At 55.4% G+C, this 13,715-nt stretch carries 15 protein-coding genes; 10 read left to right on the top strand and 5 right to left on the bottom strand.

Translation table 11 applies throughout. From position 1 onward, the window contains the following. The first annotated feature begins 11 nt into the window (after window positions 1-11). The gene (locus tag QPL94_RS19750) at window positions 12-470 is read left to right on the top strand and encodes a hypothetical protein (protein ID WP_285359629.1); all 459 of its coding nucleotides are present in this window, start codon (window positions 12-14) and stop codon (window positions 468-470) included. Window positions 471-535: 65 nt separating this feature from the next. On the opposite strand, the gene QPL94_RS19745 is transcribed toward QPL94_RS19750, so the two are convergent. Further along, the gene (locus tag QPL94_RS19745) at window positions 536-1,888 is read right to left on the bottom strand and encodes an ATP-binding protein (RefSeq protein ID WP_285359628.1); all 1,353 of its coding nucleotides are present in this window, start codon (window positions 1,886-1,888) and stop codon (window positions 536-538) included. Further along, entirely contained in the window at window positions 1,875-2,540 is a 666-nt protein-coding gene (locus QPL94_RS19740; protein WP_285359627.1) for a response regulator transcription factor, read from the bottom strand. Before QPL94_RS19740 ends, QPL94_RS19745 begins: the two co-directional genes overlap by 14 nt. Window positions 2,541-2,740: 200 nt before the next feature. Here QPL94_RS19740 and QPL94_RS19735 point away from each other — a divergent pair, with 200 nt between their 5' ends. The 8 genes from QPL94_RS19735 (at window position 2,741) to QPL94_RS19700 (ending at window position 10,779) form a co-directional block, all read left to right on the top strand. Then, window positions 2,741-3,268: a cupredoxin domain-containing protein gene (locus tag QPL94_RS19735; protein ID WP_285359626.1), complete on the top strand. Its 528-nt coding sequence runs from the start codon at window positions 2,741-2,743 to the stop codon at window positions 3,266-3,268. Window positions 3,269-3,355: 87 nt separating this feature from the next. Beyond that, window positions 3,356-5,113 carry a copper resistance system multicopper oxidase gene (locus QPL94_RS19730; protein WP_285359625.1) on the top strand — a complete coding sequence of 586 codons (1,758 nt, stop codon included), beginning with the start codon at window positions 3,356-3,358 and terminating at the stop codon, window positions 5,111-5,113. Beyond that, window positions 5,110-5,859 carry a copper resistance protein B gene (locus tag QPL94_RS19725; protein ID WP_108019684.1) on the top strand — a complete coding sequence of 250 codons (750 nt, stop codon included), beginning with the start codon at window positions 5,110-5,112 and terminating at the stop codon, window positions 5,857-5,859. Before QPL94_RS19730 ends, QPL94_RS19725 begins: the two co-directional genes overlap by 4 nt. A 152-nt stretch (window positions 5,860-6,011) precedes the next feature. Continuing rightward, window positions 6,012-6,368, top strand: coding sequence for a hypothetical protein (locus tag QPL94_RS19720; RefSeq protein ID WP_285359624.1), 357 nt, complete (start codon window positions 6,012-6,014; stop codon window positions 6,366-6,368). An 11-nt stretch (window positions 6,369-6,379) separates the two neighbouring features. Continuing rightward, a complete protein-coding gene (locus QPL94_RS19715; protein WP_285359623.1) occupies window positions 6,380-7,735 on the top strand; it encodes an APC family permease in 1,356 nt (451 codons plus the stop codon). Between the two features lie 27 nt (window positions 7,736-7,762). Further along, window positions 7,763-7,990, top strand: a complete 228-nt coding sequence (locus QPL94_RS19710; protein ID WP_022990675.1) for a DUF805 domain-containing protein — start codon at window positions 7,763-7,765, stop codon at window positions 7,988-7,990. Further along, on the top strand, window positions 7,983-10,361 hold the full coding sequence (locus tag QPL94_RS19705) for a heavy metal translocating P-type ATPase (protein ID WP_502881564.1): 2,379 nt from the start codon (window positions 7,983-7,985) through the stop codon (window positions 10,359-10,361). The genes QPL94_RS19710 and QPL94_RS19705 overlap by 8 nt, the downstream gene beginning before the upstream one ends. 31 nt (window positions 10,362-10,392) lie before the next feature. Further along, the gene (locus tag QPL94_RS19700; protein WP_285359622.1) at window positions 10,393-10,779 is read left to right on the top strand and encodes a DUF302 domain-containing protein; all 387 of its coding nucleotides are present in this window, start codon (window positions 10,393-10,395) and stop codon (window positions 10,777-10,779) included. 85 nt (window positions 10,780-10,864) lie between these two features. Here the strand turns inward: QPL94_RS19700 and QPL94_RS19695 are convergent, their stop codons facing one another. From QPL94_RS19695 to QPL94_RS19685, 3 genes are all read right to left on the bottom strand, one after another. Further along, window positions 10,865-11,587 carry a cytochrome c biogenesis CcdA family protein gene (locus tag QPL94_RS19695; RefSeq protein ID WP_285359621.1) on the bottom strand — a complete coding sequence of 241 codons (723 nt, stop codon included), beginning with the start codon at window positions 11,585-11,587 and terminating at the stop codon, window positions 10,865-10,867. Between the two features lie 50 nt (window positions 11,588-11,637). Further along, window positions 11,638-12,150: a DUF411 domain-containing protein gene (locus tag QPL94_RS19690; RefSeq protein ID WP_041338074.1), complete on the bottom strand. Its 513-nt coding sequence runs from the start codon at window positions 12,148-12,150 to the stop codon at window positions 11,638-11,640. Window positions 12,151-12,269: 119 nt separating this feature from the next. Beyond that, complete coding sequence (locus tag QPL94_RS19685; protein WP_285359620.1) at window positions 12,270-12,665, bottom strand: hypothetical protein; 396 nt, start codon at window positions 12,663-12,665, stop codon at window positions 12,270-12,272. A gap of 269 nt (window positions 12,666-12,934) precedes the next feature. Here QPL94_RS19685 and QPL94_RS19680 point away from each other — a divergent pair, with 269 nt between their 5' ends. Beyond that, window positions 12,935-13,393, top strand: coding sequence for a hypothetical protein (locus QPL94_RS19680; protein WP_041338076.1), 459 nt, complete (start codon window positions 12,935-12,937; stop codon window positions 13,391-13,393). The last annotated feature ends 322 nt before the right edge of the window (window positions 13,394-13,715 follow it).

Genomic DNA, 13,715 nt, shown 5'->3' with positions numbered 1-13,715 from the left:
GAGGAAGGTACATGACGCCGATCAAATACCTCGTCGCAACTGCCGTTCTTGCAGCGCTTCCAGCATTTGCAATGGCGCATGGTGATCAGGGCCCTTGGCAAGGACATGGTCCTGGAATGATGATGGATCAGGAGCAAATGCAGCAGATGCATCAAAATTGGTCGCGCATGAATCAGTCGATGCAACGCATGCAGGATGAGGCTTCGCCAGAAGAGCGGCAACGGTTGATGCGTGAGCACTGGGAATCGATGCAAGAACAGATGGATCTTATGCACGATGGAATGATGGGGCCCGGCATGATGCAGGGGCGTCACGGTATGATGAACGGGCAACACATGATGAACGACCGTGAATCCAATAAAGGTACTGGACCGAGTACCGACCAGAAACTGCAAATGATGCAACAGCGAATGGATCAAATGCAGCTGATGATTGAGCAGATCCTGCAACATGAGCGAAATTTGAATTAAAAGTGATTTTTCCTGATTTGCCAAGCGATCATCCATCCTGAATTGCATCTAAGGCGGCCAAGATACTAACTGGCGGCCAATATCGCAGAGGGAATGTCGATTGTCGCGCACAAACCGCTTTTCTTAGCGGCCGTAAAGTGGAGGGTTCCTCCGTAGCGTTCGACGATTTCCCGAACGATGGCGAGCCCGAGGCCATGGCCCGGTGTTTGTTCGTCCAGCCGCAATCCCCGTTGACCCAGCTTGCCGATTTCGGCGTCAGCAACGCCCGGCCCATCGTCGATAACACCTATGTGCAGTGTTCCGGAGTGTTGCGCCAATGACAGCTCCACGCAGCGTTCTGACCATTTGCCAGCGTTGTCCAGAAGATTACCCATAATTTCATTCAGGTCGTGCTCCTCAATCGGCCAGCGGACGTCCTCTGGCAGAGAGCTCGACAGTTCAAAGGATTTTTCCGGGTACAGTCGCCCCAGCATCCAGAGCAGGTCCCGTGCCTGTTTCAGTGGGTAGGCGCTTTTCCCGACCTGTGGTCCGGCAAAACGACTTCGTCGCATTTCGGCTTCAAGCTGTTTGTCGATGTCGTTGAGTCTCGCCGTCAACTGGAGCCGGAGTTCATTGGGAAGCGGGCGGCTCGTGTCCTCAAGTACCTGCCGGACGGCTGCAATGGGAGTCTTGACGCTGTGAGACAGGTTAGCCAGCGCATCCCTGGAACGTTCCAGGCGCTGATCCAAGGAATCGAGTAGCTGGTTGAGTTGTTGAACCAGCGGGCGAAATTCCTCGGGCGCCTGCACATGAATCCGCGAAACCTCGCCGTTCTGGAGCCTTTTTAATGTGGCCTTCAGCTCGACAACGGGCCGCATGGACAGGTTGATCCCGAACCAGATCACCGCAACCAGAAGCAGAATCAGCAATACGGAGACGATGGCGGTCCAGGCATGCAGCTCGGCCTGGCTGCGTTTTAGTGCGCCCAGATCCTCCGACACAATCACTACGATGGGGGTCTCGCCCAGGCGAAATGTTTTGCGATACGCAAGAATATCCTCCGGCGCCCCGGCACTTTCCAACCCCTGTACACGAAGGGTTCCGTCCTGCCCGGATTCGATCATCGACCTCAGTACCGGCGCCCAGGAATCTGGTGACAGGATGGTTTTGGAAGGAGCGTGGATGGCAAAGGCGTGGTGGAAGACTTCCTGAAAGTAATCACCGGTCTGGAGACTATCCAGCTTACCGCCAGAATCACGGATTTGGTGTTCCAGGAAAGCAACTTCATCCTTTAGGCGTGTTTCTACGAATTCCCGTGACATGCGGTCCAGCAGCAGACCATGAACCAGCCAGGCCAGCCCCATCAGAGCGATGCCCGCAGGCAACAGCAGTACCAGCAGGGTGCCCTTGACGGATTTGGGCTTTCTAAACAGTGTCATTGAACAGGTACCCCTGGCCGCGACGGGTTGAAATGGCGTCGTTGCCAACCAGTTTTCGTAATCTGCGAATGTAAGCTTCGATCACGTTCTCATTCGGGGTGTCGTTCAGGTTGTAGAGCTGTTCCATTAACTGCTCTTTCGAAAACACATGGCCCGGGCGGCTCATCAGGCAGCGTAGAAGGCGAAATTCAGTGCCGGTCAAACTGTGTTCAGTGCCATCGTCCGACTTCAGGCTCTGGCGATTTTCGTCCAACTCATATCGCCCGGCTTTCACCATCGAGTGAATTCGGCCTTCGCTTCGACGCACAATGGCATTCAGGCGGGCGATCAGTTCTTCGGTCTGAAAGGGTTTCGCCAAATAGTCATCGGCCCCCGCTTTGAGCCCTTCCACCTTGTCGTGCCAGTCTCCACGAGCGGTCAGGATGAGCACTGGAAAGGCGATACGATTTTTTCTCCACTTTCGCAGGATGTCCAGACCGTTGCCATCGGGCAGGCCAAGATCAAGGATAACAGCTCGATAATTCTCCTGTTCTCCCAGAACCATGGCTTCTCTGGCCGTGTAGGTCGTATCAACGCTGAATCCCGCCTTTTCGAGCTGGCCGCTCAATCCATCAGCCAGCAAACGGTCATCTTCAACGAGCAGTAATCGCATCGGGCTGTCCTTCTCTTGAACCGGATGGGCGAACAGTGTCACCCACTTACCTGAATTCAGGCTGAACAACAAAAGAGTTGGGTATTTTCAGCAAGAATTCAGGTTGGTGCGCGATGGTGTCACTCGTATTTTGGCACTGCTCTGAGTTCAGGGCTAACCGTTGCCGGTATTTCCGGCCAGTAATCTGAGGAGAAGACAAGATGAATGCATCCAAGTTGATTGTCGCAGCCGTTGCCATGTCGATGTCGGCAGTGACCCTCGCCGCCGGTGCCCACGGCGGTGGCCACGGGGCCAGCAGTGGCGAACCGGGCAAGGCATCAGAAGCCTCGCGCACGATTACCGTCGAAATGTACGACAACTACTACGAACCGGAAGAAATCAATATTGAACCTGGCGAAACCGTACGCTTTGTCGTCAAGAACGAGGGCAGTCTGGTCCACGAGTTCAACATTGGCACCCCTTCCATGCATGAGGGCCATCAGAAGGAAATGATGATGATGGTTGAACATGGCGTGATCCAGGGCGGAAAGCTCAATCAGAACATGATGAATATGGATATGGGCAACGGTAAAACCATGAAGCATGACGATCCGAACAGCGTGTTGCTGGAACCGGGTCAAAGTAAGGAAGTTGTCTGGAAATTTACCGAAAAGGGCGATATCGAGTTTGCCTGTAACGTGCCGGGGCACTACCAGGCGGGCATGTACGGTGACGTTAACTTTGAGTGATTCGGTGTTCTGACAACCACACGAATGCAAGGGTTGGCGACTGAGTGCCAGCCCAGCTTCAACGAAGTGCAGTTTGGAGTAAAACAGATGAAAACACGTCTACTGACGGGGCTATTGAGCCTGTTAATGCCGGCAATGGTTCTGGCCGGTGAATACAACCTGACGGTCGACCGAGTGGAAATTGATACCGGTGATTTCGTTAAGGAAGGCATTGGATACAACGGAAAATCCCCTGGGCCGGTGATGCGTTTCAAGGAAGGTGAAAACGTTAAGATCAATGTAACCAACAACCTGGATGAGATGACATCGATCCACTGGCACGGCCTGATCCTTCCTTTTGATCAGGACGGTGTGCCAGGCATCAGCTTTCCGGGCATTAAGCCTGGTGAGACCTTTACCTACGAGTTCCCGATCCAGCAGGCAGGCACCTACTGGTTTCATAGCCATTCTGGTTTTCAGGAGCCGGACGGCGCCTACGGTTCCATCGTTATTGAGCCCGAAGGCCGTGAGCCGTTCCGTTACGACCGCGAATACGTTGTGCAGCTCACTGATAAGCATCCTCATTCTGGTGACCGCATCATGCGCAACCTGAAGATGATGCCGGATTACTACAACCGTGAGCAGCAAACCGTAGGGGAGTTTTTTTCGGACGCGTCCAAAAACGGTCTGATGAACACCATCCGGGACCGCATGGCCTGGGGTGACATGCGGATGATGAAAGCGGATGTGGAAGACCTACAGGGCTTCACAGGCCTGATCAATGGCAAAGGGCCCGATCAGAACTGGACTGGCCTCTTTGAACCCGGAGAGCGCATCCGGCTGCGGTTCATTAACTCTTCGGCGATGACCTATTTCGATATCCGTATCCCGGGTCTGGACATGACCGTTGTGCAGGCAGATGGCAATAACGTTCAGCCCGTCAACGTGGACGAGTTCCGCATCGGTGTAGCGGAAACCTACGACGTGATCGTGCGCCCGAAAGATGAGCAGGCTTATACCATTTTCGCCGAATCCATGGGGCGTTCCGGTTATGCGAGGGCAACACTGGCCCCTGAAGAGGGTATGGAAGCCGCCGTGCCGCAACTGCGCGAGCCTGCCCGTCTGACTATGGCGGATATGGGCGGTATGCCCGGCATGGACCACGGCAATATGGCTGGCATGGATCATGGCAACATGGATATGAATAGCTCAGAAGAGATGCCGGGCTTGGATCACTCCTCAATGGAAGGAATGGACCCGTCGAATATGGAAGGCATGGATCATTCGAGCATGTCCGGCATGGACCATGGCTCCATGGCGATGGGAAAAGAAGGCCCAAGCGATCCCTTCTATGCCAAGGGAAGCGGCCTTGTGCCCACGGCAGCCAATGGCGGCAAGTTCCTGTCTTACGCAGACCTGAAGGCTCAGGACCCACTGTATGAAGACCGCGAACCGACGCGGGAAGTCGAGCTTCGTTTGACTGGCAACATGGAACGGTACACCTGGAGTATTAACGGCGTGAAGTACGAGGACGCTGACCCCATTCGCCTGAAATACGGTGAGCGCGTTCGCTTCAAATTCGTCAATGAAACCATGATGACGCACCCCATGCACTTGCATGGCATGTGGTCCATCCTCGATGTTGGCGCTGGTCAGTGGAACCCGATCAAACACACGGTCAGCGTCCAGCCGGGCACGACGGTGTATATGGAAACCGAGGTGGACGAGCCTGGCCAGTGGGCTTTCCACTGCCACCTGTCCTATCACGCGGCGGCCGGTATGTTCCGCAAAGTGATTGTTGAGGGTGGCCCCGAGTCGACTCAAGCAAAGGCGGACGTAACAACCGCGGAAGGAGGTGATGCATGAGATCTATTCGATCACTTGTTGCTGTCAGTTTTCTTGCCTCCATTGGATTCTCAGCGGCGGCGACAGCTCAGGAAATGATCTCCGACACCACCGCTCGCAAACAGCCGCTCACAACCTGGGGCATTCAGTTCGAGGAATTTGAATACCGCTACAGTGACGACGATGAGGAGTTGGGTGTCTGGAATGCAGATGCCTTCTACGGCACGGACGATCTGAAAGTTCGGTGGCTGACAAAAGGTGAGTATGCGATTGAAGAAAAGGCCTACGAAACGTTGGAAAACCAGCTTGTAGGCCAAGTGCCCATTTCCAAGTTCTTTGATGCCAAGGCAGGTGTTCGATTCGATACCCCCGAGGGTCCGGATCGGACCTACGCGGTATTGGGCGTAGCAGGGTTGGCGCCTCAGTGGTTTGAGATCGATGCGAACCTTTATGTGAGCAAAGATGGCGATACGTCAGCCCAACTTGACGCAGAGTACGAGTTGCTGTTCACGAACCACTGGATCCTGGCCGCAACGCTGGATGCCACTGTTGCGTTTAGCGAGGATGAAGAAATCGGTGTCGGAAAGGGATTGGTTTCCACCGAAACTGGCCTTCGGTTGAGGTATGACCTGATCGATCGTGCGTTCTCTCCCTACGTGGGCGTGGTGCATGAGCGCAAGTACGGCGATACAGCCGATTTTACGAAAGCTGAAGGCGGTGGGACAGAAGACTGGTTTGCCGTGATCGGCGCTCGAATCGCATTCTGATGCTGATGGGCCATGGGGAAACCCACGGCCCTTTTTCGTCTATGATTTGATGTAACTCAAATCCACCGAAAGTCTGTGTCCATTTTCAGTCGCAGTTCAGATTGAAGTGTTTTGATACAGGGAGAAGTCATCAGGAAGAGAGGTGTCACCCCATGACCAAAGCACACAAAGCAACCAATCAGGAGCAGTTTTTGTTGCGCCGAAAAATGGCCGTCGAGGGGCTTGGAGAGGATCAGTGGGATGGGCTCATTCACGATCTTAATCACCACCCCTGCGTTGATTTCGCCGAGCGTGAGCCGAATGGCACATTGCAGGTGACGTACGACGGAACCCACTGGTCCGTCGATGAATTACTGGAACTGATCAAGGCTAACGGTGGCCGATTGAAAACCGGATGGTGGAGCCGGCGCAAATTGGCCTGGTACCGGTTTACCGACGACAACGTCCGGGCAAATGCCAAGCATGAGCCGTTCTGCTGTTCAAAAATCCCACCCATGAAGCGAAAATAACCGGAGGTTAGATGAGCGGGGAGCAGGACAGAACCACTCGTTATAAGGAAGGCAGTCTCACACTCTCAGGAACTGTCATGCTGGGTACCGGCGTCATGATTGGCGCCGGTATCTTTGCGTTGACTGGGCAGATGGCGCAGATGACCGGCGTTCTTTTCCCGTTGGCGTTTCTGGCCGCTGCGGTGATCGTCGGCTTTAGCGCTTATTCCTACATCAAAATATCCAATGCCTACCCGTCAGCCGGGGGCATTGGCATGTACCTTCACAAAGCCTATGGCAACCGCCTGCCGACGGCGTTTAACGCTTTGCTGATGTATTTCTCGATGGTGATTGCCCAGAGCTTTCTAGCGCGTACCTTCGGTTCCTACACCATGCAGCTGTTCGGCGGTGATGACAGCGGCCGCATGGTGCCCATTCTTGGCGTCTCTCTGATCCTGGCCGCGTTTCTGATCAATCTGCTGGGTAACCGGATGATTCAGGGGGTGGCCTCGTTCATCGGCATTCTGAAAATTGGCGGCATTCTGGTCTTCGGGCTGGTGGGTGTCTGGGTTGCCGATAGTCTGTCGGTCGACTTTTCAAGCGCGGGCGAAGCTGGAGCAACGGGTAATTTCTTGGGTGCGACAGCACTTGGAATACTCGCCTTCAAGGGCTTCACCACGATCACTAACAGCGGCTCCGAAGTAATAGATCCCAAGCGAAATGTAGGGCGAGCCATCATTATTTCCATCGCGGCCTGCGTGGTGATTTACACCCTGGTTGGTTTTGCTGTGGCCAGCAACCTGTCGCTGGCTGAAATCATCGAAACGCAGGACTATTCGCTTGCTGCCGCAGCGCGCCCGGCATTGGGAGAGTATGCGGTCTGGTTCACCGTCGCCATTGCCATGATGGCCACCGCGGGTGGCATCCTCGCAAGCATATTCGCCGTTTCGCGCATGTTGGCCATGCTGACCGAAATGAAGCTGGTTCCGCATCGTCATTTCGGTATGCCGGGCAGTATCCAAAAGCACACGCTGGTCTACACCGTGGTCCTGGGGCTGATTCTGACGGCCTTCTTTGACCTCTCCCGGATTGCAGCGCTAGGCATCATTTTTTACCTGATCATGGACATTGCCATCCATTGGGGCGTTTTGCGCTACCTGCGTGAGGACGTGAAGTCCAATGTGTGGGTACCGGCGACAGCCATCCTGTTGGATCTGCTGGTGCTTGGCGGCTTTGTCTGGGTCAAGCTGAATACGGACCCCTTTGTTATTGGCGTGGCCGTGGTCACCATGATTGTGCTTGCAGTTTCCGAGCAGATTTTCCTGAAAAGATCGCCGGAATCCGCGCAAGCGAAACAGGAAGAGAGTCACGCGCATCGTCACCATTAACCAGAATCAGGAAGTGAGGCTATTGCCATGATGGGAGATAACATGTTCGGGAACACCATGTGGGCAGGCCACTGGCTGTGGATGCTGGTGATTGCCATTGTGGTCGTCATTCCGGCCTGGCGTATTTGCCAGCGCACGGGGTATCCGGGGTGGATGGGTGTACTGATACTGATCCCTATCGTCAATCTGGTTCTGCTGTATTTCATTGCATTTGCAGACTGGCCCGCCGATAAAACAGGAGATCAGAATGGCTGAGCATCAACACGCCCACCACCATGACAGTCATAACCACAGTCATAACCACAGTCATGATCAAAAAGCTGCCGGGGAGCACGCAGTGAAGGATCCGGTTTGCGGCATGTCGGTGGATCCCCACTCGGCAGAGCACCGCAGCGAACACGGTGGCAAAACCTGGTATTTCTGCTCGTCACGCTGCCAGACCAAGTTTGACGAGGACCCGGAACAGTACCTCGGTGAGGAAAAGAAGCAGCAAGAGCCGGTAGCGCCGGGCACCATGTATACCTGCCCCATGCATCCGGAAATTCGCCAGCAAAGCCCGGGGGACTGCCCCATTTGTGGGATGGCCCTGGAGCCAGAGCAGGTGAGCCTGGACGACGGGCCGTCGGCAGAACTCAAGGACATGACCCGCCGGTTCTGGATTGGCCTGGTTCTGACATTGCCGGTCCTGGTGCTGGAAATGGGCGGGCACCTGACCGGGCTTGACCATATTGTTGCTCCTCAGATGTCCAACTGGATTCAGCTGGTGCTTGCAACGCCAGTGGTGCTCTGGTGTGGATGGCCCTTCTTTGTCCGGGGCTGGAAATCCCTGGTCAGTCGCAACCTGAACATGTTCACACTGATATCCATTGGTACCGGTGTGGCGTTGATCTATAGCCTGGTAGCCACACTTGCACCCCAGGTATTCCCGGGCGCCTTCCGGCAGGACGATGGCTCGGTGGCGGTGTACTTTGAGGCGGCTGCGGTCATTGTGGTGTTGGTATTGCTCGGGCAGGTACTGGAATTGCGGGCCCGGGAGAAAACCTCCGGTGCCATCAAGGCTCTGCTTGACCTGGCGCCCGCCACCGCCAGAAAACTGGACGATGATGACGGTGAGTCCGATGTATCGCTGGATCAGGTAAAGGTCGGTGACCGCCTGCGGGTGCGCCCCGGTGACAAGGTCCCGCTGGACGGCGAGGTGCTCGAAGGCAGCTCCAACGTGGATGAGTCCATGGTGACCGGCGAGCCCCTGGCGGTCAGCAAGAAATCCGGCGACCAAGTGATCGGCGGCAGCATAAACCAGCAGGGCAGCTTCATCATGCGGGCCGACAAAGTTGGCCGCGATACCATGCTGTCCCAGATCGTGCAGATGGTGGCCAGCGCCCAGCGTAGCCGCGCGCCGATCCAGGGGCTGGCAGACAAGGTGGCAGGATACTTTGTGCCGGCCGTAATTGTGATCGCCATTATCGCCTTTATCGCCTGGTCATTCTTTGGGCCAGCACCGCCCATGGCCTTTGGGTTAATTGCCGCTGTGAGCGTACTGATTATTGCCTGTCCCTGTGCTTTGGGCCTGGCAACGCCCATGTCGATCATGGTGGGTGTCGGGCGCGGTGCCCAGAGTGGTGTGCTGATCCGCGACGCGGAAGCGCTGGAGCGAATGGAAAAGGTGGACACCGTGGTGGTCGATAAAACCGGCACGCTGACGGAGGGCAAGCCGCAAGTCACCCGAATCGTCGCGGCAAATGGTTTCGATGACAGTAGTTTGATGCGCTTTGCCGGCGGCCTGGAGAAAGGCAGTGAGCATCCACTGGCTCACGCCATTCTCGATAAAGCCAAGGGCATGGACGTGAAGCTTCCTGATGCGGAAGACTTTGACTCCCCGAATGGCAAAGGGGTCACCGGTCGAATCGACGGCAAGCGGGTGCTACTTGGCAACCGCCTTCTCATGGAGTCAGAGAATGTCGACACTGCGACATTTGACGGCGAAGCCGACCAGCTCCGAAAGGATGGCGCTACCGTGATTTTTGCCGCCGTCGACGGAAGCATCGCGGGGTTGTTAGCCATCGCCGACCCGGTCAAGGAAACCACCGAAGCCGCTATTTCCGCGCTGCAAAAAGACGGCATCCGGGTGGTCATGCTGACCGGCGATAACCGCACTTCAGCTGAAGCAGTCGCCCGAAAACTGCATATCGACGAAGTGGAAGCGGAAGTCCTGCCGGAAGATAAGGGCAAGATCGTCCAGCGTCTGAAAGATGAAGGCCGTGTTGTCGTGATGGCGGGTGACGGCGTAAACGATGCGCCTGCACTGGCAACGGCGGATGTCGGTGTGGCCATGGGCACCGGCACCGATGTGGCCATTGAAAGCGCCGGCATTACCCTGCTGCGCGGCGATTTGATGGGTATTGTGGAAGCGCGCCGTTTGTCTCTGGCGACTATGCGCAATATCCGGCAGAACCTGTTTTTTGCATTTATATACAACTCTGCTGGCGTTCCTATTGCGGCAGGAGTTCTGTATCCGTTTTTCGGCATACTGCTTTCGCCGATTTTTGCAGCGGCCGCCATGTCGCTGTCCTCAGTCAGCGTGATAGTGAATGCGCTGCGTTTGAGGGTGGTGAAGCTCAATCAATAAACAATGAACTTCCGAATCATTGGAGATAGCCATGTCATACACGATCAATCGAATTATCAAAGATGCAGATTTCGAGGGCGTAGATCAAAGAGCGCGCCAGGCCCTTACCGACCACGGTTTCGGGATACTGACGGAAATTGATGTCAAAGCCACCATGAAGAAAAAGCTGGACAAGGACATGTCGGCTTATCGGATTCTCGGGGCCTGCAATCCTGGCATGGCCTGGGAAGCCATCGGTGTGGAGCCTCGCGTGGGTGCCATGCTGCCTTGCAACGTTATTCTTCGTGAGGTTTCGGAGGGCATTGAGGTAAGTGCAGTGGATCCGGTGGCTTCCATGTCCGCCATTGATAATGAAGACCTCAAGCAGGTTGCCGGGAAAGTCAGGGATATGCTTTCTGAAGTCGTTCAGGCGGTCTGATTGTCTTAACACGAAGAGGAATCTATTATCGACCCGAAGCCATAAAAACCTCCCGGAATATTTGAGCCGGGAGTTTCTTTATCTACTAGCCCAGATCCCCCAGAACCGGAAAGGTGGATAGCATCCACGAAGCAAAGCGGGTCATCTGGCCGGTTAACACCATCACGCCCATTAACACCAGCCCCAGCCCCGCCACTGCCCTCAGTGGTCTGCTCCAACGACTGAACCCTCGCATCCGCTCGCGAAAGTGCTCGATGAACAGTGCGGTTCCAAGGAATGGCAGCGCCAGACCCAGCGAATACACCGCAAGATACAGCATGCCCGTTTCCGCGTTGGCATGGGTTGAGCTGAGTGCCAGTATGGCTCCGAGTATGGGGCCGATACATGGCGTCCAGCCGACGGCGAATGCCACCCCCAGCACGAAAGCGGCGGTCGGTCGCCCGCCCTCCAGCGTATGCCCTAGACGCCAGTCCCGTTGCAGGGCTGGCATGCTCCACCAGCTCAGCATGAACAGGCCCATGAGAATAATCAGTACGCCGGCCACCAGATTGGCTTCCTGACGGTAGGCCATCAGCCATTGCCCCAGAAGGCTTGCGCTTGCGCCCAGGGCAACAAATACCAGGCTGAAGCCGAGCACAAAACAGACACTCAGCCACAGGGCTTTGAGCCGGTTCGAGGCCTCGGTTACGGCACCACCGGTAACCACGGACAAGTAGCCCGGAACCAGTGGCAGGGTGCAGGGTGAGAAGAAGGACACCAGGCCGCCGAGAAAAGCGGCCAGGGTGCCCCAGGTTGCAAGGTCTGGCATTCAGAATCTCCAGAATCCGTGGTATTCCTTGCCGTTGGCAGGGACTGGTCTCAGTAATCGCTGTGTTCGCGGAATACGCTTTGCTGGCCGTTGGCGCGGAAGGCGATAACCTGGTAGTCGTCCTTCCGCCCGGTTTCCATGCCGGGACTGCCTTGGACCATACCCGGAACTGTCAGTCCGACGGTATTGAATTGGGGGTTTTCCAGGTAAGCGAGGATATCGTCCGCCGGCACATGGCCCTCGATTACCAGGTCACCGATCAGCCCGGTGTGACAGGAGGCTAGCTCTCCGGGTACGCCATGGGTCTGCTTGATCGCACTGACGTCGTCGGTATCGATTACCCGGGTCTTGAAGCCGCTGGCCTCAAGGTGCTCAACCCACCCCTCGCAGCAGCCACAGCTTGGGCTTTTATAGATGGTAATGGCAGGCCCGGCTTGGCTGATCGAGGCCGGAGGGGGTGATGTTTCGGCGGATTCGTTGGCCTGGATTGCCAGCGTGGTGGCACCGGCGGCGAGCGCAATGACAGCTACGCCAGTGTAAAGGGCAAGTTTTCTGGTCTTCATGGTGATCTCCTGACAGGTTTGCCCGCCTATGACTCTGTGAAGCCGGCCCAGCCTGTTAATATGAATGTAAATCCGGTTTTCCGGGCGTTGCGGCCCACGGTGATGAAGCTGTGAGAGGATCAGGAGAGGGTGTCAGGAGGGGGCGTCAGGACATCGGAAATCGGGCTGCGGTAAACCGCCCAGAAAGGTATGGCGTCAACGTGGGCAGCAGTTTGAATGGAAGGCACTGATGTTGCTGTGGCCATGCCATAAACCGAAGCTGAAGCGCAGTGAGAGGCCGCCCGGTGACAATTTTGTTGCTCGGAGGTATCGCAATCCACAGCCATTTTGGAATGATTTATGCCTGAGGTACTGGCCCTGGTCTGGGTCATTCCGTCCCAGTCGGCTGCGCTGATGCTCGTGTTCGCCGCATCGGCATTCGCTACCCCGGCAAGCCTCTGAGTCGGGCCGCCGATGAACAGCAGAATGCTTAACAATGCTGCAAGGAATTGGCGAGAAGGCATGTTGGTTTCCATGAGTTGAACGGCTATAGCGATCCTGATGTCACTCGTATTCAATATAAAACCTTTGATCTGGTCATACGTCAAGCTACGACAATGTTATTTTTGTCGGGCGATGAGGCATTTGATTGAGATCAACGTCCGAGCCGGACCGCTCTGGTCATTCAGTTTGAATTCAGGTGAATGTGGTTTGCTGGCAGAACGTCACCGACTCCCTCCTGGGTCCGAACAAGGACGTGTTTTTGCATCCAACATCATTAACCATGTGTAAGAGGTAATCTGGAATGGACATTAGAACATTTCGAGAGCTGATTGAGTGGACACGGGATCTTCATGCCAACCTGGCACGTTGCATGTCCCATTGCGCAACAAAGAATGAAGAGGAACGGGCAAGGGCGCTGTTGGACTACCTGGCAACCCATGAGTCCGAGATGGAGCGCATCGTAAACGAGTTTGAGCGCCAGGGAGATGCGAAGGCTCTGGAGACCCGAGTTATCGACTACCTCTCTCATAACCCGATCAAAACTCACCGAACCTGCGACGAGCCCTACGCAAAGCTGGATTTCGCTGGCATCTCCCGCGAGGTCTTTGACTTCCACGATCAGATTATTGATCTCTACAAGACACTGGTTGGAAAGGCCGAGATTCCAGAAGCAAAGGAACTGCTGGAATCACTGTTGACCATGGAGCAGAACGAATCCATGCGTCTCGCTCGCCAGGTAGGGCGCATGGACGACCTTTAAAGCAACCAAAGTTCGCTTTTGTTTAAGAGTTTGGGAAGCTCGGCCTGGTCGCAAAGCGGACATTCAGATTCGGGCGTAACGCCTTCGTTCTCAAAGCGGTCCTTTTTACAGGGTAAGCCTCTCTCTCCAAACGGAATGCGGTTACGAAATCGGCGGCAGCATTCAGGGTGTTTCGTCTTATGCCCACCTTCTTTTTATAGCTGTCCATGGCAAAGAGGTAGAACCCGTTATCATCGATTCGGCGGTTAAGATCTGCCGTCGTGCGCAGTAATTCATCCGTGCCTACTGAGATTTCTACCCGGTTGTGGTCTTCCAGCATCGG

The organism is Marinobacter sp. SS13-12, from assembly GCF_030227115.1.
Lineage (GTDB): Bacteria > Pseudomonadota > Gammaproteobacteria > Pseudomonadales > Oleiphilaceae > Marinobacter.
Note: the sequence above shows the minus strand (reverse complement) of the source record. Positions and strands in the feature narration are given on the sequence as shown.